This window comes from Agrobacterium sp. GW821-FHT02D03, from assembly GCF_059421725.1.
In genome coordinates this window covers 1,116,471-1,138,064 of record NZ_JBWKVN010000002.1, presented here as the reverse complement: position 1 = coordinate 1,138,064, position 21,594 = coordinate 1,116,471, and the positions used below count along the sequence as shown (strand labels likewise).

Annotated in this window: 20 protein-coding genes; 5 read left to right on the top strand and 15 right to left on the bottom strand. The window is 58.3% G+C overall.

The genetic code is table 11. The annotated features are described in order from the left end of the window. Nucleotides 1-282 precede the first annotated feature (282 nt). Complete coding sequence (locus AC07U5_RS18590) at nt 283-2,127, top strand: DEAD/DEAH box helicase (RefSeq protein ID WP_062444937.1); 1,845 nt, start codon at nt 283-285, stop codon at nt 2,125-2,127. A 33-nt stretch (nt 2,128-2,160) separates the two neighbouring features. Here AC07U5_RS18590 and AC07U5_RS18585 read toward each other — a convergent pair whose 3' ends face one another. Continuing rightward, nucleotides 2,161-2,946 (bottom strand): SH3 domain-containing protein, encoded by a 786-nt coding sequence (locus tag AC07U5_RS18585; RefSeq protein ID WP_494723898.1) that lies wholly within the window; start codon nt 2,944-2,946, stop codon nt 2,161-2,163. 216 nt (nt 2,947-3,162) lie between these two features. Here AC07U5_RS18585 and ubiG point away from each other — a divergent pair, with 216 nt between their 5' ends. Beyond that, complete coding sequence (ubiG, locus tag AC07U5_RS18580; RefSeq protein ID WP_062423985.1) at nt 3,163-3,909, top strand: bifunctional 2-polyprenyl-6-hydroxyphenol methylase/3-demethylubiquinol 3-O-methyltransferase UbiG; 747 nt, start codon at nt 3,163-3,165, stop codon at nt 3,907-3,909. Nucleotides 3,910-3,931: 22 nt separating this feature from the next. Here ubiG and AC07U5_RS18575 read toward each other — a convergent pair whose 3' ends face one another. Genes AC07U5_RS18575 through AC07U5_RS18560 form a run of 4 tightly spaced genes read right to left on the bottom strand, consistent with a single transcriptional unit; the run spans nt 3,932 to nt 6,311 of the window. Beyond that, nucleotides 3,932-4,360: a DUF1178 family protein gene (locus tag AC07U5_RS18575; RefSeq protein ID WP_112519524.1), complete on the bottom strand. Its 429-nt coding sequence runs from the start codon at nt 4,358-4,360 to the stop codon at nt 3,932-3,934. Further along, on the bottom strand, nt 4,357-5,217 hold the full coding sequence (locus AC07U5_RS18570; RefSeq protein WP_112953015.1) for a carbon-nitrogen hydrolase family protein: 861 nt from the start codon (nt 5,215-5,217) through the stop codon (nt 4,357-4,359). Before AC07U5_RS18570 ends, AC07U5_RS18575 begins: the two co-directional genes overlap by 4 nt. Before the next feature lie 37 nt (nt 5,218-5,254). Beyond that, nucleotides 5,255-5,509 carry a glutaredoxin 3 gene (gene grxC / locus AC07U5_RS18565; protein ID WP_062423982.1) on the bottom strand — a complete coding sequence of 85 codons (255 nt, stop codon included), beginning with the start codon at nt 5,507-5,509 and terminating at the stop codon, nt 5,255-5,257. Between the two features lie 43 nt (nt 5,510-5,552). Continuing rightward, nucleotides 5,553-6,311 carry a ComF family protein gene (locus AC07U5_RS18560; RefSeq protein ID WP_494723897.1) on the bottom strand — a complete coding sequence of 253 codons (759 nt, stop codon included), beginning with the start codon at nt 6,309-6,311 and terminating at the stop codon, nt 5,553-5,555. An 82-nt stretch (nt 6,312-6,393) separates the two neighbouring features. Here AC07U5_RS18560 and AC07U5_RS18555 point away from each other — a divergent pair, with 82 nt between their 5' ends. Continuing rightward, nucleotides 6,394-7,266, top strand: coding sequence for a methyltransferase domain-containing protein (locus AC07U5_RS18555; RefSeq protein ID WP_494723896.1), 873 nt, complete (start codon nt 6,394-6,396; stop codon nt 7,264-7,266). 34 nt (nt 7,267-7,300) lie between these two features. On the opposite strand, the gene AC07U5_RS18550 is transcribed toward AC07U5_RS18555, so the two are convergent. From AC07U5_RS18550 to AC07U5_RS18525, 6 genes are all read right to left on the bottom strand, one after another. Further along, nucleotides 7,301-7,498 carry a Flp family type IVb pilin gene (locus tag AC07U5_RS18550; RefSeq protein ID WP_062423979.1) on the bottom strand — a complete coding sequence of 66 codons (198 nt, stop codon included), beginning with the start codon at nt 7,496-7,498 and terminating at the stop codon, nt 7,301-7,303. A 205-nt stretch (nt 7,499-7,703) separates the two neighbouring features. Beyond that, nucleotides 7,704-8,021: a hypothetical protein gene (locus AC07U5_RS18545; RefSeq protein WP_062423978.1), complete on the bottom strand. Its 318-nt coding sequence runs from the start codon at nt 8,019-8,021 to the stop codon at nt 7,704-7,706. 143 nt (nt 8,022-8,164) lie between these two features. Then, nucleotides 8,165-8,578: an 8-oxo-dGTP diphosphatase MutT gene (mutT, locus tag AC07U5_RS18540; RefSeq protein WP_112519520.1), complete on the bottom strand. Its 414-nt coding sequence runs from the start codon at nt 8,576-8,578 to the stop codon at nt 8,165-8,167. Further along, the gene (locus AC07U5_RS18535; protein WP_062423976.1) at nt 8,578-9,348 is read right to left on the bottom strand and encodes a GNAT family N-acetyltransferase; all 771 of its coding nucleotides are present in this window, start codon (nt 9,346-9,348) and stop codon (nt 8,578-8,580) included. The genes mutT and AC07U5_RS18535 overlap by 1 nt, the downstream gene beginning before the upstream one ends. Before the next feature lie 18 nt (nt 9,349-9,366). Beyond that, nucleotides 9,367-10,608, bottom strand: coding sequence for a bifunctional glutamate N-acetyltransferase/amino-acid acetyltransferase ArgJ (argJ, locus tag AC07U5_RS18530; RefSeq protein WP_494723895.1), 1,242 nt, complete (start codon nt 10,606-10,608; stop codon nt 9,367-9,369). Between the two features lie 78 nt (nt 10,609-10,686). Beyond that, nucleotides 10,687-11,550, bottom strand: a complete 864-nt coding sequence (locus tag AC07U5_RS18525) for a peptidylprolyl isomerase (RefSeq protein WP_062423974.1) — start codon at nt 11,548-11,550, stop codon at nt 10,687-10,689. Nucleotides 11,551-11,790: 240 nt separating this feature from the next. On the opposite strand from AC07U5_RS18525, the gene secA reads away from it, so the two are divergent. Then, nucleotides 11,791-14,508, top strand: coding sequence for a preprotein translocase subunit SecA (gene secA, locus AC07U5_RS18520; protein ID WP_062423973.1), 2,718 nt, complete (start codon nt 11,791-11,793; stop codon nt 14,506-14,508). Nucleotides 14,509-14,634: 126 nt separating this feature from the next. Here secA and AC07U5_RS18515 read toward each other — a convergent pair whose 3' ends face one another. From AC07U5_RS18515 to AC07U5_RS18500, 4 genes are all read right to left on the bottom strand, one after another. Then, nucleotides 14,635-16,452 carry an alpha/beta fold hydrolase gene (locus AC07U5_RS18515; protein ID WP_494723894.1) on the bottom strand — a complete coding sequence of 606 codons (1,818 nt, stop codon included), beginning with the start codon at nt 16,450-16,452 and terminating at the stop codon, nt 14,635-14,637. A gap of 97 nt (nt 16,453-16,549) precedes the next feature. Continuing rightward, on the bottom strand, nt 16,550-17,806 hold the full coding sequence (locus AC07U5_RS18510; protein ID WP_082546315.1) for a glycosyltransferase: 1,257 nt from the start codon (nt 17,804-17,806) through the stop codon (nt 16,550-16,552). A 71-nt stretch (nt 17,807-17,877) separates the two neighbouring features. Further along, nucleotides 17,878-18,957: a glycosyltransferase family 4 protein gene (locus AC07U5_RS18505; protein ID WP_494723893.1), complete on the bottom strand. Its 1,080-nt coding sequence runs from the start codon at nt 18,955-18,957 to the stop codon at nt 17,878-17,880. Beyond that, nucleotides 18,954-20,066, bottom strand: a complete 1,113-nt coding sequence (locus AC07U5_RS18500) for a glycosyltransferase (RefSeq protein ID WP_494723892.1) — start codon at nt 20,064-20,066, stop codon at nt 18,954-18,956. Before AC07U5_RS18500 ends, AC07U5_RS18505 begins: the two co-directional genes overlap by 4 nt. Before the next feature lie 269 nt (nt 20,067-20,335). Here AC07U5_RS18500 and AC07U5_RS18495 point away from each other — a divergent pair, with 269 nt between their 5' ends. Further along, entirely contained in the window at nt 20,336-21,577 is a 1,242-nt protein-coding gene (locus tag AC07U5_RS18495) for a glycosyltransferase (RefSeq protein ID WP_494723891.1), read from the top strand. The last annotated feature ends 17 nt before the right edge of the window (nt 21,578-21,594 follow it).

Here is a 21,594-nt window from a genome sequence, read left to right as displayed (position 1 = left end):
CCCGGAAAGACCGGGCTGTCAGGTTGCGGGTCTCTTAGCGAAAAGGATAAGGCCATGCAATGCCGTTTGTGAACCATGCGGTACGGTTGTGGACGCGTGCCCGCGCCGCGCTTCAGACAAGCCTTTGCGCCAAAATCGGCAAGCGTACCGTCCCGCACTGTACAAATGCGGGCAATCGCAGTAAAAGCGCGCCACATGAATTGGCCATAGTGGCCCTCAACGGCCTGTGTGGCGTCGTCCGTTTGGGACAAATGCAGGCATCCATATTCCGAAAGACGGTAGATGACAGACACTCAGGGTATCGCCCCTGCGATTGCGCAGGCGTTGGAAAAGCGCGGCTATAAAGACTTGACCCCCGTTCAGCAGGCCATGCTGGACCCGGAACTTGCAGACAAGGATGCGCTGGTTTCGGCGCAGACCGGCTCTGGCAAGACGGTCGCTTTCGGCATTGCGCTGGCGCGGACCCTGCTCACGAAGGGCGACCGGTTCGGCGCGGCCGCGGCCCCGCTGGCTCTCGCCATTGCCCCAACCCGCGAACTCGCCATGCAGGTGAAGCGCGAGCTTGAGTGGCTCTATGAATTTGCCGGCGTTTCGATCGCCTCCTGTGTGGGTGGTATGGATATCCGTAACGAGCGCCGGGCGCTGGAACGCGGCTCCCATATCGTCGTCGGTACGCCTGGCCGTATCTGCGACCACATCAAGCGCGGCGCACTCGACCTGTCGTCGCTGCGCGCCGTGGTGCTCGACGAAGCAGACGAGATGCTCGATCTCGGCTTCCGCGAGGATCTGGAATTCATTCTGGAGGAATCTCCGGAAGATCGCCGGACGCTGATGTTCTCCGCCACCGTTCCGCGCAGCATTGCCAAGCTTGCCGAAAGCTATCAGAAGAACGCGGTGCGCATCGCCTCGGCGTCCGAACAGAAGCAGCACGTCGATATCGAATACCGCGCCATGATGGTCGCCCCTTCGGATCGCGAGCACGCCATTATCAACGCGCTGCGTTTCTACGAGGCGCGCAACGCCATCGTCTTCTGCTCGACACGTGCTGCCGTCAACCACCTGACAGCGCGCCTCAACAATCGTGGTTTCTCTGTCGTCGCCCTCTCCGGCGAATTGTCGCAGAACGAGCGCACGCACGCGCTTCAGGCCATGCGTGACGGCCGCGCCCGCGTTTGCGTGGCCACCGATGTGGCGGCTCGCGGTATCGACCTCCCCGGCCTCGAACTCGTGATCCACGCCGACCTGCCGACGAATTCCGAAACGCTTCTTCACCGCTCAGGCCGTACCGGGCGTGCTGGACAGAAAGGTGTCAGCGCGATTGTCGTTCCCATCAACCAGCGCCGCAAGGCCGAGCGTCTCCTCGAAGGCGCGAAGGTCAGCCCCGCATGGGTTCATCCGCCTTCTGCCGACGAGATCGTAGAGCGCGATGGTGCCCGCCTCTTGGCAGATCCGTCGCTGAACGAAGCCGTTACCGATGAAGAACGCGATTTCGTCACCAAGCTTCTGGAGCAACATGGTGCTGAAAAGGTCGCGGCGGCCTTCGTGCGCATGTACCATTCAGGTCGCTCTGCCCCTGAAGACATTGCCGAAGTTGCGCTGGATGGCCGCAAGCCGCGTCGCGACAGCTTCGAAACTGTCGAGAACAACGCGCCGCGCCGTGAACGCTCCGACTTTGCCGATAGCGCCTGGTTCACCCTGTCGGTCGGGCGCAAGCAGAATGCCGAGCCGCGCTGGCTGATCCCCATGCTCTGCCGTTTCGGCAAGCTGACGCGTCAGGATATCGGCGCGATCCGCATGCAGCAGACGGAAACCTATGTGGAACTGGCAGCTGATGCCGTCGACCGCTTCGAGTCCGCTCTCGGCAAAGACATGACGCTCGAGAAGGGTATCAGGGTCAAGGCCATGGAAGGCAAGCCGGAAATGACCGGCAAGCCCCGCGAGGACACCCGTCCGCCAAAGGCTCAAAAGAAATTTGCAGGCAAGGGTGATTTCGGTGGCGAGCGCCGGGGCGAAGACAAGCCCTGGAAGAAAAAAGCCAACGCCACCGGCGACAAACCCGCCAAGTTCGAAGGCAAGAAAGACAAGCCCTTCGAAAAGCGCGGCCCTAAGAAAAAAGACCCCGCATAAAGAAAGCCCGGCGCAAAGCCGGGCTTTTCAGTTTTAACGGTTTTCGCAGTTACGATCTCCGGGGCGGCACCACATTCCGCCGCCCTGGTTGGACGGCTCCAGCTGCTGCTCCTGCCAGCGACGCTGGCGCTCGCCATCATTCCAGTTGCGATCACGCTCGCCATCTCGGTTCCGGTCGCGCTCCCAACGGGGGCGATCGCCCTCACGGTCAGGCTGACGCTCCCTGTCTCGCTCCATCCGCTGCTGCTCGCGGTCACGACGGTCCCGGTCGCCCTGATTCCAATTGCCGTAACGCTCTTCCCAGCGTCCGTCATTGGGGCCAGGACCGCGCCGATCGCGCCATTCTTCCCGCGGCGGACGCGGACGATCGCGATCAGCCCATGGCGGCGGTGCATTCCAGTAGCCACCGGCAGGCGGCGGGCGACGCCAACGATCACGCTCGCGGTAGAAGTCACGGTCGCGATAGTAGCGATCCCAATAACGGCCCACTTCGAAGGTGATGACCGGAACGCCCAGATCGCGATAGTAGCGTGGCTCGACATAAACACGGTTCTGACGATAGAGCGCCTGGATATAGCGCCCCGCCACCCAGCCGCGTCCATAGCTGAAGGACACGTCGCACCAGGGCGTATCGGACAGGCAGCCGTGGATAGTGAGCGGCGCGCCATCTGGAATGACCACGACGGCAGGATAGGCGGTGCTCGGTCCGGAGCGCATGTTGACGTTTGCGGTCGCGAATCCGCGCGTTGCCGCTTCAGCGAGCGCAGGCACGGCCATGAGCGCCAGGAGCGCAATCGCTCCAAATAGTTTCTTCTTCACTTTTTTCTCCTCAAGCAAAGGCCTGGCCACCGATGTCGGCAATCAGTATGGGAAAAATACGCTCCCCTTGCTGAACGCAGCATGAAACGAAAAGTCCGCTAAAACAGTTCCTTGCGTCGATGGATCGCGGTGAATGATCCCAGCTGTGGAAGCCCGACCCTTGACTTCACCACCCAATCATCCGACTTCAGGCTAGAAGACATTTAGGAGATGACCATGAGCGAGACCGCGAAAACGACGATCGACCAGAGCGAAGTGGATCGCTTTTCCGCCATGGCCGCAGAGTGGTGGAGCCCGACAGGGAAATTCCGTCCGCTGCACAAATTCAATCCCGTCAGGCTCGAATTTATCCGCAACCGGGTGTGTGAAAATTTTGGCCGCGACCCGAAGGCCCATCGTCCGCTGGAAGGCTTGCGCTTCCTCGACATCGGCTGTGGGGGCGGGCTGCTGTCCGAGCCGATGGCCCGCATGGGCGCCGAGGTCGTTGGCGCCGATCCATCTGAAAAAAATATCGGCATTGCGTCTACCCATGCGCGCGAAAGCGGCGTTCCCGTCGACTATCGGGCAGTGACCGCCGAACAGTTGCAGGCGGCGGGTGAGACGTTTGACGTGATCCTCAACATGGAGGTGGTCGAGCACGTGGCCGACGTGAACCTCTTTCTAAACACCTGTGCGCAGATGGTTCGCCCCGGCGGGCTGATGTTCGTCGCAACGATCAACAGAACGCTGAAGGCACGCGCACTCGCCATCTTTGCTGCCGAAAATGTCTTGAAGTGGTTGCCACGCGGAACGCATCAATATGAAAAGCTGGTGCGACCCGAGGAAGTGGAACGTCCTTTAACCGCCAACGGCCTGGAGATCGTTCACCGCACCGGCGTTTTCTACAACGTCCTGCAGGACCGGTGGAACCTGTCTCCCGATATGGATGTCAACTACATGATGCTGGCCAAACGCCCGGCCTGAGAGCGCGTTTGAAGCCGAGGCTTCAATTCACATCGTCGGGGAGAAGGGGAAGAGGTGCTACCTCGATCCCTTCTTCCACGAGCGCTTTCACGTCCTCTATGGAAGCCTGACCGATGATGCCGCGCTCTTGCGCCTCGCCATAGTGGATTTTGCGAGCCTCTTCTGGAAATTTGTCTCCGACATCTTCGGCGCTGGCCCGGATGCTCGCGACCGTTTCCCTGATTTTCGCCAGGACTTCCTTTTTTCCCGCATCCATCGCCAGCGTGTGCATCGCCTCTTTCTTCCGTCCGGTCGAGACTGAAGGCGCCATCAGTGTCTTGTCGATGGCCTGTGAATTGCAAACCGGGCAGCTAACGAGCCCACGCTCGCGCTGGCTGTCGAAATCGGCGCTGCCCGAGAACCATCCATCGAAGGCATGCGCATGGTCACAGGTCAGCGAGTAGCGGATCAAGCAAGCGCACTCCTAGAAGCCGCCCTGGACGCCACCGTATCGAGTTGAAAGTCGCGCGCGTTCTTCAGGTTGGGGATTTTGCCACGAACGGCGGAAACCTGTTCAGGATCGATATCGGCAACGATGATCTCTTCGCCAGCACCGCCGGCAGAAGCCAGCACCTTGCCCCAGGGATCGATGATCATCGAATGGCCAAAGGTTTCACGGCCATCTTCATGCTGCCCGCCCTGAGCCGCGGCGATGACGAAGGCACCATTTTCGATGGCGCGCGCGCGCAGAAGAATTTCCCAATGGGCTTCGCCGGTCTGCTTGGTAAAGGCTGCGGGGACCGTAAGAACCTGAGCGCCAGCGACAGCTTCCGCGCGGAAGAGCGACGGGAAGCGGACGTCGTAGCAGATGGCGAAACCAAAGGTCGCCAGAGGAAGTTCCGCGATGCGTGCCGCTTCACCCGGCTGATAGGTAGCGCTTTCACGCCAACTCTCGCCATTGTCGAGATCGACATCGAACATGTGGATCTTGTCATAGGTGCAGATGCGGTCTCCATCCGGTGCAAAGAGAAAACCACGATTGGCGATCTTGCCGTCGGGACGCGCAATCGCCGTGGAGCCCACATGAACATAGATCCCGAGTTCCCGCGCAAGCTTGGCTGCGGTGGAAACGATGATGTCGCAGGTCTCATCTTTCAAGACGGCCTGGAGTGCGGCACGGTCGCGCTGCAAAGCGCCGGTCATCTCGGGCGTCTGTACATAGACGGCGCCTTGCGCCACAGCGTCGCGCACCAGCCTCTCCATGGCTTCGGCGTTTCGCTTCGGATCCGTTCCGGAGCACATCTGGATTGCGGCGGCCTTGAAGCTCATGTCTCTCTTCCCAATGTCCATGTCAGTTTATCGACTATTATGCTGCCAGAAGCGGATCGAGCTTTCCGTCCCGATCGAGCGCGTGAAGATCGTCGCAGCCACCGACATGCTGCTCGCCGATGAAGATCTGCGGGAAGGTGTTACGGCCGGACTTGTCCATCATTTCCTGGCGATATTGCGGATTTTCCGTCGCATTATATTCGGTGAAATTCACGTTCTTGCTCTGCAGCAGGGCCTTGGCGCGGGCGCAATAGCCGCAGAAATCGCGCGTATAGATCGTAACGGATGCCATATATCTCAACCTCTAAAGCTGCGTGGAGCATGAATTTTGCATGTCATATAGGCCCGGATATGGCCATTGCAAAGGTCAAAACCGTGACTTGCGCCGCGCCTGATTTTTTCAGCCGCTTCGCCGCCGCCGACACCGTGGCTCCAGTGGTGTAGACATCGTCAACGAGCACCACGCGCTTGCCGAAAATCTCGGCCTCCTGCCCCGGCGAAAGCGCAAAGGCGCCTTGGACGTTCTTCTTTCGCGCAACAGCCGAAAGCCCTACCTGACGGCTGGTCGACTTCACCCTGATCAGAGTCGCCGGCAGAAAAGGCTTTCCGGCAATCGCCGCCAGATGCCGGGCAAGTTCGGCCGATTGATTGAAACGGCGCGAGAAAAACCGCCAGCGATGAAGCGGAACGGGAATGATGCAATCACATTGAGCAAGCGCTTCGCCGCCTGCCCTTGCCATCCACAATGCCATCAGAGCTGCTAGATCCGTACGGTCCTGATATTTCAATTGGTGGACCAACTTGCGGGCTGGCCCGTCGTAAATCGTCGCGGACCTGAGGCGATCGAAGCTCGGCGGATTGGATATGGCTTCAGCGCTGACCATTCCTTCGCCGTGATCATAGACGAAGGGGATGCCGAGAACCTCGCAATAGGGCCGCTCGATGAATTTTATCTCTGGCCAGCACTGAACACAAAAGGCCCCGGCGCCACCTGTGGCGCGACCGCAGCCGGCACAGGCTGGCGGGTAGATGACATCACTGACATAGCGAAGCAGCCGATGCAGGGGCGTTACGACAATCTGCCTTGAAACCATCGCCTTCCCCTTATGCTCCCCGCGCTTGACAATAGGGGGAAAGGGGTGCCTTTGCGACAGCAAAGTTATCACAGGTTCGCCAATGGACATTCTTTTCGACCCTCAACTTATTGAACGCCACCGTGAGCGCGCATTGCAGATTGGAGATCGTCAGGCTCACTTTCTGCTGAATATTGCTGCAGATGAAATTGCCGACCGCATTGCCATCGTCGAGCGCCATTTCGATACCGCGATCGAGCTTCACGGCGCGACGGGTGTTACCGCTAAGCGGGTCATGGAAACCGGCAAGGTAGGCTCGATGACCCGGATCGAGACCAGTGACGAATTTCTTGTCCGCGAGCCGAACTCGAAAATCTCATCCCTCGAAGACCTCGGGCTTGAGCCTGCTTCCGCCAACCTTGTGATCTCACCGCTCTCGCTGCATTTGACCAATGACACGCCGGGAACGCTGATCCAAATTCGCAAAGCGTTGAAGCCGGATGGCCTGTTTTTGGCCGCCCTTCCTGGCAGCGGCACGCTGCAGGAGCTTCGCGAGGTTCTTCTGGCAACGGAGGTGGAACTGCTTGGCGGCGCAAGCCCACGCGTCATCCCCTTTGCTGATGTGCGCGATATCGGCGCGCTCTTGCAGCGCGCGGGATTTGCCTTGCCAGTCACGGATACGGAAACCTATACGGTGCGCTACGATTCCATCTTCCCGCTGATGCGCGACCTGCGCGCCATGGGCATGACAAACCCGCTTATGGGCCGCAGCCGTACGCCGCTTACCCGACGCTTCTTCATGCGCGCTGCGGAGCTTTACGCGGAACGATACAGCGATCCAGATGGACGGATCAGGGCCACCTTCTCCGTCATCTACATGTCAGGCTGGGCACCGCATGAGAGCCAGCAGAAGCCGCTGAAACCCGGCTCTGCCAACGTCAGACTTGCGGATGCATTGAAGGGAAAAAGCTCCTGAAGGTGACTCGCTTTGCGCTGAAAAGCAGATACTTTCAGGAGGGCAAGGCGTTGGTGAGGGCTTCGACAATGGTCGTTAACACGCCCAGGAGACTGTCACGCACGCCCCCCAATCCAAGGATCAAGGCGCCGCCAATAATGCCGATCAGAAGACCATATTCCACGGCGGTCGCGCCGCGCGTATCGGTGACGAAATTCCAAAAGTAACGCGAGATACAATTTTTTCCGTGCAAATCACAAACCCCTGCCGGACAGACGCAATAGAAACGTCCTCAATCAACATGCTTGCGATAATGGATCAACAACATATCTATTTCGTTACCGTACCTTCGACTTTTCTCCGATAGGTAGTGAAACAGTGGCATTGGTTGTTGCTGTACTAAAGAGACGTTTAAACCACGCCCCATATCTTGCAATACTGGCCTATTGCGAGACGGATCAGCAGTCGCGCCCGCTGTTATAGCCATCTACGATGCAGACGGACCCGGGCATGGGCTGCGTGATGCTGCGACGGATGCTGTAAGTCGTTGGCTGATCGCCACGTTTGATCGAACCGGTGCTGATCATGTCGATATTGTCCGGCACCTGCGCAAAGCGTGCCGGCGAGGTCTTGCCGGCCAGCATCGGCGTTACGATCAATGAGAGCGCGATTGCAACCATGCCAAACAAAAGCGCAACGTTTAAAACGCCGATCCGGCGTGACTTGGCGGAATAAGACTGGCGGTCTTCAACGGTTTTCCAGAAATCCTCATTCATCACTCGGCCTCACTACGCGCCATTTACCAAATCTTCAGCACTGCAATGTGCCAGAGCTTGCTAAACGATCGGTTAACGGCGTGCCGTTTCGGGACGCGTAGGCCGGTTGAAAAGCGCTGCTTTTCGGCCTTTTCACAGAAATTTCAGAGAAGGTCCTGAAGATAGGGGATGAGAGGCTCGTCAGCGGGCGGCATGGGGTAATCGCGCAGAGCCTGCGGCTTCACCCATTTTACAGTCTGCCCTTCCCGCCCATGGGGTATGCCTTCGTAGCGGCGACAGACATAAAGCGGCATCAACAGATGAAACGTCTCGTAGGTGTGGCTGGCAAAGGTGAGCGGTGCAAGGCAGGCGACCTTGGTGGTAATGCCGAGCTCTTCGTTCAGTTCACGCACCAGCGTCTCTTCAGGCGTTTCGCCCTGCTCGACCTTGCCACCGGGAAATTCCCAGAGTCCGGCAAGCGACTTGCCCTCCGGTCGCTGAGCGAGAAGTATCCGGCCATCGTGATCCACAAGGGCGCAAGCCACGACAAGCAGGATCTTCTTGAACGGCTCATCCATCACGAATTGTCCTTGCCCCAATAGCGATAGGTATAAGCCTCTTCGAAACCGAACTTCTCATAAAGAGCGAGCGCCGGCACATTGGTTGAGACGACCTGCAGCCACGCCGTCTTTGCGCCGCTGATCCGAGCCCAACGCAATGCCGAGGTGAGGATTTCACTGCCTACACCCATCCGCCGCGCAGCGCTCGCTACTTCGAGGGAAAGAACACCTGCGAGATCATTGTCCTGCACACAGATGACGGTGGCGTGCGGATCACCTTCTACCTCTTCCTTGATGAAGAGGCCGAGATTGGGCTTGATCGAACTGACGATCTCAGCGATCGGAGAGCGGAGGGATAGGTCTTCGTTGCCCACCTTGAGACTCGCTTCCACGAACCTGCCGATATCGTGGGTCGGGAGATGGGCCATGGTCTCCGGCAACTCGGCGTTAACCAGATCGGCCGTCATCACCTTTACCTCTTCGAAAACGGTCCAGCCATTATCGTAGAGGTGCGCCCTGAGTTCAGGCGGCATCAGCGTCGTCTCGCGAATGATCAGCGGTCTGCCGAAATCCTCGAAGCGACGGCGCGCCTTTTCCAGTCGCACATCGCAATTGCCGTAATCGGACGGGTCCAGAGGCACGACACAATTGATGCGCTTGGAGGGATGCGAGCCCGTCAACCGGATTTGCCAACTGCCATCATAAATGACCGACGACGCCGGCCAGGCACGAAAGCTTACCGCCTCCAGGCGGCGAACGAGTGGCAAATTAACGGCACTGCTATGCATGGGTTTGGCCTCCACCGTTTAGCTCCGGTAGTCGCCGTTGATTTCGACATATTCCTTGGTGAGATCGCAAGTCCAAACTGTTGCCGTGCCATTACCAAGCCCGATATCCACCTTCACCGGAATATCCTGCTGCTTCATCACGGCAGTGGCTTCCGCTTCGGAATAGGAGGGGTCGCGTTCGCCATTGACGGCAACACGCACATGTCCGAACGAAATGGCCAGCCGGTCACGATCGGCAAGCTCGCCGGACTTGCCGACGGCCATGACGATGCGGCCCCAATTGGCGTCTTCTCCGGCAACTGCGGTTTTCACCAGCGGAGAGTTGGCGATGGAAAGCGCAATCTTCTTGGCGGCAGCATCGCTTTCAGCGCCGGTGACCGTCACTTCCACCATCTTGCGCGCGCCTTCGCCGTCCCGCACGACCTGAAGAGCGAGGTCTTTTAGAAGGTCGTTAAGTGCGGCACGGAAGCGTTCGAGCTGCGCATCATCGGCGTTTTCGATACGCGCCTGACCGTCGGCAGCAGCAGCGCCGGTGGCAAACAGCATCAAGGTATCGGAGGTCGACGTATCGCTATCGACCGTCACGGAGTTGAACGTCGGGCCGACGCCTGCGGACAAAAGCGCCTGCAAGGCGGGCGATGCAATGTCGGCGTCAGTCACGACGTAGGAAAGCATGGTCGCCATATCTGGTGCGATCATGCCCGCACCCTTGGCGATGCCATTGATCGTGACCTCAACGCCGCCGATCTTGGCGGTGCGCGTTGCGACCTTTGGATAGGTATCCGTGGTCATGATAGCCTTTGCGGCTTCGAGCCAGAAATCGCCCTTGGCATCAGCATTCATCTGATCGAGAACGCCGGCAAATTTCGAAGCGTCGAGCGGCTCGCCGATCACGCCGGTGGATGCCAGAAACACTTCTCTTTCGCTGCATCCGACGGCGGCGGCGGCGGATTTACCCGTCAGCTCTGTCGCCGCCCTGCCCTTCTGTCCGGTAAATGCGTTCGCGTTTCCGGAATTGACCACGACCGCCCGCGCGATGCCGCCCGCAAGGTTGGCACGGCAATAATCCACCGGTGCGGATGGACAACGGGACTTGGTGAACACACCCGCAACGGCGGCCGGTTCGTCAAACACCATCAGGAGAACGTCGGTTCGGTTCTTGTACTTGATGCCAGCAGCAGCCGTCGCCATGCGCACACCGCGGATGACGGGCATCTCAGGATAGGATTTTGGAGCAAGTGGGGAGACGGCAGCGGACATGGAATCGACCTGCGTTAGGGAAGACAATGCTGGAAGCGAGAAAAGGGCGGCTGAACGCCGCCCTCATGCGTGGGGCACTTACTGCTGCGGCTGAGCGTCTTGCGCCTTGTTGACCTCGTCATATTCCTTGCGGAGCGTTTCGTCCTTGATATCGACCTTCTGCTCGGCCTTGGCCTTCTTGATGAGGTCCATATACTTGTCACGCATGACGAGCTGACGAACCTGCGGCTCGACCTGCTCGAAGGCTGGCGGAGGCGAGATGCGCTTGTCTTCGACCTTGATGACGTGGAAGCCAAACTGCGACTTGACCGGCTCCTTGGTGTAGGCGCCCTTCTCCAGCTTGAATGCGGCTTCTTCGAATTCCGGAACCATGCGGCCCTTGCCGAACCAGCCGAGATCGCCGCCGTCATCCTTGTTAGAGTCGGTCGACTTTTCCTTCGCCAGTTCAGCGAAATCCTTGCCGGCATCGAGCTGCTTGATCACGTCCTTGGCTTCTTCTTCCGTCGCAACCAGAATGTGGGCAGCCTTGACTTCTTCTTCCTTCGGAAGTGCGGCGACTTCCTTGTCGTAACGTGCCTTTACCTCGGCATCGGTGATCGCGTCGGCCACGTGCTTGCGGAAATAGGCGTTGTGCAATTCGCGGTCGGAGATGAAGTTCAGGCGCTTCTTGAAGTCGTCGGTCTTGTCCAGACCTTCGGCAGTCGCACCCTCGACCAGCAGTTTCACTTCGATCGCGCTGGAAAGAGCGGCAACCTTCTTCTGCTCATCCGGGAGCTGAGCCAGCTGGGAGTCGAGATTGCTCATGGCCAGATCGAGTTCCGACTGACGAATCTCGAGATCGCCGACCGTGGCCACCACGGCATCTTCCTGGGCGAAGGCAGGGAAGTGAAGACCAAGCCCGGCCACGATCACGGCAGCGGCGATTCTATTGTAGCGCAACATATTGAACCTTTCGGAGACAAAGCCGGCTCCAGACGTGGTTTTCCGGCTGAAAAAACTTCCAAACACCGGAATGTGGCCATTCTGTAACGGGCAGAACCGTTGACATCATTTGCCCCCCCTCTTATCTGTCACGCAATCTCGCGTCCAGATGCGTTTCGGGGTGTCGTTCGTCATTTGTGCGTTATTGCCGATGACGCTGAAAGCGCCCGACGAAACGAAATTTCAGAAAGGGCCAGTTGGATGGTCAGTCTCGGCGGCATCGCCCGCAAATTGTTTGGCTCGTCAAACGATCGCCGCGTTCGTTCCTATCGCACCAATATTGCAGCCATCGGCGCGCTCGAAGATGAGTTGAAGGCGCTCTCCGACGAGGCGCTTGCTGCAAAGACGGTCGAATTTCGCCAGCAGCTGGCCGAAGGCAAGACGCTCGACAGCCTGCTGATCCCAGCCTTTGCCGTTGCGCGCGAGGCTTCGCGCCGCGTTCTCGGCATGCGTCCCTTCGACGTTCAGTTGACCGGCGGTATGATCTTGCATCAAGGCGCCATCGCCGAAATGAAGACCGGTGAAGGCAAGACGCTGGTGGCGACGCTTGCCGTTTACCTCAACGCACTGGCTGGCAACGGCGTGCATGTGGTGACGGTCAACGACTACCTCGCCAAGCGCGATGCCAGCATCATGGGCCGCCTCTACGGCTTCCTCGGCCTGACCACCGGCGTGATCGTGCATGGCCTGGACGACGACGAGCGCCGCGACGCTTATGCCTGCGATATCACCTATGCGACGAACAACGAACTCGGCTTCGATTATCTTCGCGACAACATGAAGTACGACAAGGCGCAGATGGTCCAGCGCGGCCACAACTACGCCATCGTCGACGAAGTCGACTCCATTCTGGTCGATGAGGCGCGCACGCCGCTGATCATTTCCGGTCCGCTGGATGACCGCTCCGATCTCTACAACACGATCGACGCCTTCATTCCGATGCTGACGCCGGAAGATTATGAAATCGACGAGAAGCAGCGCTCGGCGAACTTCTCCGAGCAGGGCACCGAAAAGCTCGAAAATCTTCTGCGTGACGCAGGCCTTCTCAAGGGTGAATCGCTCTATGACGTGGAGAACGTGGCCATCGTTCACCACATCAACAACGCTCTGAAGGCACACAAGCTCTTCCAGCGCGACAAGGACTACATCGTCCGCAACGGCGAGATCGTCATCATCGACGAATTCACCGGCCGCATGATGCCGGGTCGCCGTTACTCCGAAGGTCAGCACCAGGCGCTTGAGGCCAAGGAAAAGGTGCAGATCCAGCCGGAAAACCAGACGCTGTCGTCCGTCACCTTCCAGAACTATTTCCGCATGTACACCAAGCTTGCCGGCATGACCGGTACGGCCTCGACGGAAGCGGAAGAATTCAACAACATTTACGGCCTCGACGTCGTGGAAGTCCCGACAAACCTGCCGATCCAGCGTATCGACGAAGACGACGAGGTCTACCGGACCGGCGAAGAGAAGTTCAAGGCGATCATCGAAGAGATCCGTGCAGCGCATGAGCGCAATCAGCCGGTTCTCGTCGGCACCACCTCGATTGAAAAATCCGAACTGCTCGCCACCATGCTGCGCCAGACGGGCTTTGAGAACTTCCAGGTTCTGAACGCCCGCTACCATGAGCAGGAAGCCTATATCGTCTCGCAGGCAGGCGTGCCCGGCGCTGTGACCATCGCCACCAATATGGCGGGCCGCGGTACGGACATTCAGCTCGGCGGCAACGTCGACATGCGCCTTGAGCGCGAATTGGAAGGCATGGAGCCTGGACCGGAGCGCGACGCCAAGGAACAGGCGATCCGCGACGAGATCAAGGTTCTGAAGGAAAAGGCGCTTGCGGGCGGCGGCCTCTACGTCATCGCCACCGAGCGTCACGAAAGCCGCCGTATCGACAACCAGCTGCGCGGCCGTTCCGGTCGTCAGGGTGACCCCGGCCGCTCGAAGTTCTATCTGTCGCTCCAGGACGACCTGATGCGCATCTTCGGATCCGATCGTATGGACTCGATGCTGCAGAAGCTGGGCCTCAAGGAAGGCGAAGCGATCGTCCATCCGTGGATCAACAAGGCTCTCGAACGCGCGCAGAAGAAGGTGGAAGCCCGCAACTTCGAAACGCGTAAGAACCTGCTGAAATATGACGACGTTCTCAACGACCAGCGTAAGGTCATCTTCGAACAGCGCCTCGAGCTGATGGAAGCCGACAATATCGGCGAAACCGCAGCGGACATGCGCAACGAAGTGATCGAAGCTCTCGTCGGCAAGCACATCCCTGAAAACGCCTATGCGGAACAGTGGGATATCGAAGGCCTCAAGGCTGGCGTTCAGCAGTCCCTCAACCTCGACCTGCCGCTCGACGATTGGGCCAAGGAAGAGGGTATTGCAGAAGACGATATTCTTCAGCGCATCACCGAAGCTGCAGACAAAGTCATGACAGACAAGGCCGAGCGTTTCGGTCCTGAAGTGATGACCTATGTCGAGCGCTCCGTCATTCTGCAGACGATCGACCATCTGTGGCGCGAACACATCGTCAACCTCGATCACCTGCGCTCTGTCGTCGGCTTCCGCGGTTACGCACAGCGCGATCCTCTTCAGGAATACAAGGCGGAAGCCTTCGAACTCTTCCAGGCCTTGCTCGCCAATCTGCGTGAAGCGGTCACCGCCCAGCTGATGCGTGTCGAACTGATGCGCGATCCGCCACCGCCCGCTGAGCTTCCGGAAATGACGGCGCATCATCTCGACCCGATCACCGGTGAGGATGAATTTGCCGTGGCCTCCGCCGGGAATGGGGACGTCTATGTTCCACCGGAACAGCGCAATCCAAACGATCCGTCCACATGGGGCAAAGTCGGCCGCAACGAGGCCTGCCCCTGCGGATCCGGCAAGAAGTACAAGCACTGCCACGGTGTTTTCGAGCAGGCTTGATCCTTACCGTTGAAAACAATGAGCGCGTCATCTGAGTTTAAATCAGGTGGCGCGCTTTTCTTTTAAGGTCACGCCATGGGACAGCCGCAAGGTGACCGCTTTTCCTCACAGACTGTGAAACCGATCTTAAGGCTTGAGCGGAAGTTGAAGGGCCAGTGTCTTCAACTCCAGCGTCCAAGCCTCGCGAGCCTCGGCGGTGGTGAGGTTGTGATCGGCCTTAGGGATCGTGACGACCTTAGGCGTGCCGTATGGACCTCTCAAAAGGCGCCCGCGCCGGCAGAAGTTGCGCTCAAGCATGCCAAAGCCAGCGTCTCCTTCAGAGTAGATTAAGGTGACCCTTGTATCGTTTTCGGCCAGTTTGCCGAAGTCGCGCGAGAGCGAACGGGCGCGTTCGGAAAAATAAGGGTACTTCACTGAAAGCGGGGTGAGAAAGGAAAACGCCTTCCCCACCAACGCCTTGAACAGATTGGAGAGGCCGCTTACCACGCGCACTTCACCCCGCAGCACACGCTTCCAGAGCGCTCCGCTCATAAACTTGGAGCCATATCCAGACAGCGACTGACGGGTTGAGCGGAGAAAAAGGTTCACGTCCACGTCGGCTGGAATATAGAGATCATAGAGGTTGACCGGCACGCAGCCCTTGATCCGCGGGTCTTTTACGGCGCTCTTGAAGGCGACCCACGCGCCGCTGCAACGTCCGGTGACGATCACGGGGAGCTGGTTTTCCGCTTCGAGAAAATCGACGGCAGCCATGACGTCTGTCAACTGACTAGCATGATAGAGAATCTGCTCCGGCGCGCCCTCGGCAGGCGGGCTATCGGCAACATTTGCTCCATCGAAGCGAAGCGAGGCAATGCCTTGGCGGGCAAGGTCTCTGCACATTTGAGCTGATATACGCCCCCATCCCGACATGCGTTCATAGCCTGTTGGAGACACGATGACGGTGGCACCTTGTCGCTGACCAAGGGGTTCGCAGACGATGCCATAGAGCCGTTTGTGATCGCCAAAGCGGACCGGGCGCTCTTGAAATCCGTCGCCCGCCAGCGGTTGCGAAGAGAGACCTTGCACCGAGGCTTCCTGCTGCAGCATTGCAGTCTTGCCGCCCTGCTTTGCCGCCACGTCGGCAGCCCAACCAGAGAGCATCTCGATGGCCTTCAAGGACGGAACCGAGAAAAGCACGTCGCGCACGAAGTTGTTGTAGCCGAGAAACACCACCGCCCGCAGCTCGGTATCGAGCGCGGCAAGATGGGTTGCGAACTGCTCGTCGGCCGGACGGTTCTCCTGCTTCAAGAGAAAAATATTGCGCGCAGGCACGCTTGTGGCAGACGATATGGCGATGGTGCGAAGACTGGCGGCGAGACTATCCGGGAAGACCTGTTCGCCCATGGCGGGGCCTGATGCCTGCGCCCTATGCTGCAGGGCATCGGGATTGGCGACACGACTTAAGGCCACGAACTCTCGAAGCCAGTGACGCCCGGACAATGCGGGAGCGGCAAGAGCAAGACCGACCACATTGTCCATGGTTTCCGCGGCCTTCCAGGCCAACAGTGCGCCAAGACCATGGCCGATGAGGATCAATTGGCGGGTCTGAGACAGCTCCCGCAGTTTCGCTGCTGCCCCGCGAATGCTGTCGAGCCATAGATCGAGACCCTTGTCGTAGTCGACTGGATCGATTGCGTCACCCGTTCCGGGATAGTCGAAGCGCATGCTCGAGAGGCCGCGTGTCGCTAGATCGCCAGCAAGCAATCGCCAGAATTTACGTGCGCATAATTCTTCAAAGCCCCAGGAACTGACGAACAGGACCGCGGTGTCGACACCCTCGCCGCTCAAGGAAACATCCGCCGGCTTATAAAGACCGACCGTGTTTGCAAATGTAACCGGATGGTCGACAGATGTCTGCTGCGTAGACACAGACATCTGACTGGAAGCGAAACCGGCGTTCATGTTCAATTCCCCTGCTTGCACCTATGGAGCGAAAGCAAAAATCGGACAATCGGCTAAATAAAATCTAAAGATACTGTGCTTTTCCAAAGTTATTACTTTAGAGAGCCTGAAGATGTAGATGATCCGGCCTCTGCGCCTCAACCAGAAGTGCGTTCAACCGTTCGTAGTAGCGCGATGCTTCAGCCGTCCCTTTAAAGCCCCGGATACCTGGAAAAAGTTTATCGCGCTCCGCCCACCAATTTCCGTGACCGATCTTCAGCGCCTTTTCCATCACCCCGGCGAGCGATCCGGCCACACTTGGATCATAGCACCAGCCCGTTTTCATATCTTCCACGATCTCGGGCGTACCGCCGAGATTGGTGGCGATGATCGGCACACCATAGGCCGCGGCTTCGATCAGGATGAGGCTTTGAGGCTCGCGCCAGCGAGAAGGTAGAATGACAGCATCCGCCACTCCGTAAACCTCCTCCGGCGGCGTAAAGCCCATGAAGGTGACTGGCGCGCCGTTGGCGATGGACTGCAGGTGACGGACATAATCTTCGCGGCCCCGACCCGCAATAATAAGCTTGGCAGAGCGGCGATTCGGCATGTCGACAAAGGCGCGGATGAGATCTTCGATGCCCTTTTCTTCCGACAGAGCCCCGAGATAGCCAAAAGTGAAGATATCACTACGAGCGCTATCGCGTCCGACGAAGGGCCGATGAAGCTTATCCTCGCGGAGGTTCTCGTTCCTCAGCACGTGCCAGTCCGCTTTGGTGAGAACGCCTGCCCGAAGATAGGTCTGCTTAAGCGCCTCGCTTACCGCGATCGCGGTCATTCCATCGCCATCCGATTTCAGTCTCGACGTCAGAACACGACATTTGAGGCACGGGGTGTCGCAATTTCCGCCAGCGTTGAACATGCTCGATTTTGGACAAAGCAGAGCGTAGTCATGCAGATGCACACATAAGGGAATATTCAATTGCCGGCTGGCCTCGAAGAGCGCCGGCTGCATGCGTGCCGAGTTATGCGCGTAGACGAGGTCCACCTGCTCACGCGCGAATATCTCCCTGATTTCCTTGGCTGAAACGGCACCCACTGATGCCTTGAGATGCCAGCGCGCTTTCTCGATGCGCCCGACCAGCGGCTTCTTATGTCCAGGGAGGTAGCTGTTGTGCCAATTCACCCGGACGACTCTGATACCGTCTTCACCCGTCGCTTCGCCCGTCGGCGCCAACCTGTCGCCACTCATACCGAGCGAGAGAACGAAGACCTCGTGGTGGCGCGCCAACTCCCTAGCGCACATACGCGCCACAATCTCCGCACCGCCCTCTTCCTGGGGCGCGAATGTCTGGGCTACGATACAAATCCGCATCGACTGGATTCACTTTCTTTCAACTGGCGCTCTGCCAGTCGACTATTACATTTAAGTATCTTCAATTTTACTTAAAGCTGCTCGACAATATCAAGAAGGCGACCTGCGCTCCTGTCCCAAGAAAATTCTTGAGCGCGCAGATATCCACGCTCTATCATCTTTGCACGATGTTCTGGGTTGTGCAAAATCTCCTTGATCGCGCGAGCCATGTCGTCCGGTCGAAGGGGATCGAAGAACAGTGCCGCATCGCCGCAGACCTCCCGGGTCGGCGGAATATCCGATGCCAGTACAGGGCAACCCAGCAACATGGCCTCCAGCGGCGGAATGCCGAACCCCTCATAGAGGCTGGGAAAAAGAAGCGCCGTCGCTCCGGCATAAAGTCCAGCAATTTCCTCATCGGACAGGCGGCCTGTGAAGACGATCTTATCGGTGACAGAATTTGCCTCCGGATCGGACGTCTCATAGGATTGAAAAACGCTGGATGCGGGCGCGCCTGCGATGACGAACTTGGGCGCTGCTGAACCCATCATCCGGATAGCGTCCATGGCGCGCCTTATATTCTTGTTCGGCGTACGCGAGCCGACGAACAGGAGATAGGGTTCATCCGCGAGCCCCAATCGCGACACGATGGTCTCATCCCTGACAACCGCAGCCATGTGCTCGCAGCTGTTAGAAACAACAGTGACATCCTTGGTGCCGAAAGCACTTTCGAGCTCTCGCTTTGAAAACTCCGATACGGTGGCGATTTTTCCGCGGTGCGCGAGAAGACGGCCCAACAACCCGTGAACCAGCCGGTACTTGCGCGAAAAATTCTCCGGCGTGCGGAAAATCATCGCGTCGTGAACGACTGTGACCGCGCGCGAATGAAGGATGGGGCCGCTATTTCCAAGGTTGATGAGCCGGCCGTGCCGTGCGGCTTTGTAGAGGTTCGTCTGTTCCCAGACATGCCCGGAAGACCGGCCCACAGCCCGCTGTGTGATCGCACGCAGAGGCATCCTTTCCGTGGCTCCCTCCGGCGTCAGCAGCACCCACTCGTCCGCGGTGGGGTTTTCGGCCAGCCGTTTGTCGAGAGCAATGACGACCTCCCGGGCAAAACGCTGAACCCCACTCGTCGTTTGAGTGAGGAAGCGCCCATTGATGAAGGTGGTCATGCCAGCACACGAACCTCGGCGGTTTGCTTGCCCGTTATCTGGTCATAGAGATCGACAATATCGCCGTTCATCCTGTCGCTCTGATAACGGGACAGGAAACGCATATATCCCGCAAGGCCCATCTCGCGCCAACCCGCTCTATCGCGCGCCACGATCGTTTGCGCGAGAGCGTCGCTATCGCCAGCGGGAACCAGAAAGCCCGTCTGACCATGGCGTACGATCGAGCGAAGGCCACCAACTGCAGAAGCAATCACCGGCTTCCTGGCACGCATTGCTTCCACAGCAACAAGGCCAAAACCCTCCCAACGCGACGGCATGACCACCACGTCGCAGGCATTCATATAGCCTGCAATCTCCTCGGGCGATTTCCATCCCAAAAGCTCGACATTGTCCGGAACAGAGATGGGCTTGTTTTGCTCTTCCTTCGTCGTGACATGAGCCCCGATGACTTTGACTGTGACCTCGCTACCGAGCGACTGGACGGCTTTCAAAAGCACATCGACACCCTTTTGCCGATCAAGGCGTCCAACAAACAGCACCTTGAGACGTGGATCGCTCCATTCGACCGGAACCGCCACGGGCCGATTGCTCGACAGGCCGTTTTCGATCACGACCATCCGGTCAGGAGAAATACCGGCTTCGATCCCTCTGTCATATTCGTGCTGTGAGATGGCGACGATCTTCTGGCACAAGGGCGCAAGCAGACGCTCACCCAGCTTCGCGACGGGACGCAGAGGGCCAAGCGTCTCCATGTCGAAAGACCATCCATGCGGACAGTAGACGACGGGGGGGAAATTTCGATTGAGCGCGCCGACTAAGCGCACCGCCAGACCTGCAAAGGTCGAATGGGCATGCACGACGTCCGGACGAAACGATTGCACCTCTTCCGTGACCGCACGTGCCAGCGCCGCAAGGGATTTGTACCGGCCATTCCTTCGGAACGTGGCGATACAGGACAATGGAATATTTTGCACATGAGACAAGTGTCGGTCTGGGACGATCACCCTGACATTCGCCGCGCCGTATTTTGCCACCTGATGGGGCGCCACCTCACTGAGATATGTCGCAGGCCCACCCGGCAGTGTTTCAAAAACGTGCAGAACCCTCATTGTCTCTTCCCTTGGGCCACCCATTGACGTGGGTATACGCGGCGTTGTTGTTTTTGTTGCCCAGCGATTTTGTAAAACAGAATTCATGCGCTCGCCACCGATTTGCTCAACTGCGCCCTTCCTCCCGACTTCGAAGTGAAGAACTCTTGATTGATGCAAGGACTTTAGACATGCTTTCTCAAGGAAGGTTTATTCAACATATTTAAAGAGTTGTTTGCGATTTAGGAACAATTGTAACGAACCACTCCCGATCAACGAGGGGAAGACGCGTGAAAATCTGCATCGTCTCGCAGACTTTTGCTCCCCAGGCAGAGGGAGGCGCTGAGATATCGGCACGCGCGGGGGCGATCGAGCTCGCCAAGACGCATGATGTGACCGTACTGGCGCTCGGAAAAGTCGGAGATCCTCTAGTGCCGCCAGGGGAAACCAGACTTGCCGGCAATGTACGCGTGGTTCGACTGCCCTGGAAGAACAGCTACCTGCCCGGCCACCTCAAGCCCTCGGTCAACTTTGCTCGTCGTGCCGCATGGCATCTGCGCACGGCCTTTGGCGCGCTTTGCGTGGAAGGACTTGCAGAATTTTTCAGGCGCGAGAATTTCAATCTCATCTACGCGCAAAACTCCTCCTACATGCAGCCAGCGATTTTTCAGGCCGCCGAGGATGCAGGGATCCCGATCTGTCTGCATCTTCGAGACTACGCCCTGCTCTGTCCCAAGACCAGCATGTTCCGCAGGGAGGACAATTGCATAACGCCCTGCTTCGATTGCAGCCTGATCAATCGTCGCTTGAGACTACGCGGAAACGGCATGACAGTGATTGCCGTCAGCAACTTCGTGAAGCAGCGTTTCATCGAAAACGGTGTTTTGGCAGAAGCTGACTGGCATGTCATGCACAACAAGAACACGCCGCTGCAATCCTTCGACACAAGCGCCATTGGGCGCACTACACCGGTGGAGCGCGTGTTTACCTTCGGTTACCTCGGTGCGCTGGCAAAGGAAAAGGGCGTTCCCGATTTGATCAAGGCCTTCAAGGCTTTGCCTGCAGGGAGCAATGCCCGTCTGGTCCTCGCGGGACGCGGTCGCCCGGGTGAGGAGGACCGTATCAAACGTCTCGGCTCAGTGGCGAATGTTGAGTTTCGCGGTTTCGTCACACCTCAGGAAATCTATCGCATCGCCGATGCTGTCGTCGTTCCCTCTCTCTGGCACGAGCCGCAAAGCCGTATCCTCGTTGAGGCTGGCGTCTATGGTGTTCCCGTCATCGGCAGCACGAGAGGCGGAACGCCGGAAATCATCGAAGCAGAGAAAACCGGCTGGTGCTACGATCCGGAGCAGCCGCGAGCGCTTGCCGGACTGCTGGCGAAAGCAGTCTCAATCGGCCCGGAGCGTTGGTGGCAGAGACGTGACGAGCTGTTTCCAGGGATCGCCTCATTTGATGGCACGGCGGAGCAGTCAGGATATTATGACAAGCTCGAGAAAATCCTAATGACGGCTGCCACTGGCTCTGCCGTGTAGTTTCTTCGACAAGGGCT

Coding starts and splice junctions, on each gene's coding strand:
- AC07U5_RS18590 (WP_062444937.1), top strand. CDS start 283: ATGACAGACACTCAGGGTATCGCCCCTGCGATTGCGCAGGCGTTGGAA.
- ubiG (WP_062423985.1), top strand. CDS start 3,163: ATGAGCGAGACCGCGAAAACGACGATCGACCAGAGCGAAGTGGATCGC.
- AC07U5_RS18570 (WP_112953015.1), bottom strand. CDS start 5,217: ATGAGCTTCAAGGCCGCCGCAATCCAGATGTGCTCCGGAACGGATCCG.
- grxC (WP_062423982.1), bottom strand. CDS start 5,509: ATGGCATCCGTTACGATCTATACGCGCGATTTCTGCGGCTATTGCGCC.
- AC07U5_RS18560 (WP_494723897.1), bottom strand. CDS start 6,311: ATGGTTTCAAGGCAGATTGTCGTAACGCCCCTGCATCGGCTGCTTCGC.
- AC07U5_RS18555 (WP_494723896.1), top strand. CDS start 6,394: ATGGACATTCTTTTCGACCCTCAACTTATTGAACGCCACCGTGAGCGC.
- AC07U5_RS18545 (WP_062423978.1), bottom strand. CDS start 8,021: ATGAATGAGGATTTCTGGAAAACCGTTGAAGACCGCCAGTCTTATTCC.
- mutT (WP_112519520.1), bottom strand. CDS start 8,578: ATGGATGAGCCGTTCAAGAAGATCCTGCTTGTCGTGGCTTGCGCCCTT.
- AC07U5_RS18535 (WP_062423976.1), bottom strand. CDS start 9,348: ATGCATAGCAGTGCCGTTAATTTGCCACTCGTTCGCCGCCTGGAGGCG.
- argJ (WP_494723895.1), bottom strand. CDS start 10,608: ATGTCCGCTGCCGTCTCCCCACTTGCTCCAAAATCCTATCCTGAGATG.
- AC07U5_RS18525 (WP_062423974.1), bottom strand. CDS start 11,550: ATGTTGCGCTACAATAGAATCGCCGCTGCCGTGATCGTGGCCGGGCTT.
- secA (WP_062423973.1), top strand. CDS start 11,791: ATGGTCAGTCTCGGCGGCATCGCCCGCAAATTGTTTGGCTCGTCAAAC.
- AC07U5_RS18515 (WP_494723894.1), bottom strand. CDS start 16,452: ATGAACGCCGGTTTCGCTTCCAGTCAGATGTCTGTGTCTACGCAGCAG.
- AC07U5_RS18510 (WP_082546315.1), bottom strand. CDS start 17,806: ATGCGGATTTGTATCGTAGCCCAGACATTCGCGCCCCAGGAAGAGGGC.
- AC07U5_RS18505 (WP_494723893.1), bottom strand. CDS start 18,957: ATGACCACCTTCATCAATGGGCGCTTCCTCACTCAAACGACGAGTGGG.
- AC07U5_RS18500 (WP_494723892.1), bottom strand. CDS start 20,066: ATGAGGGTTCTGCACGTTTTTGAAACACTGCCGGGTGGGCCTGCGACA.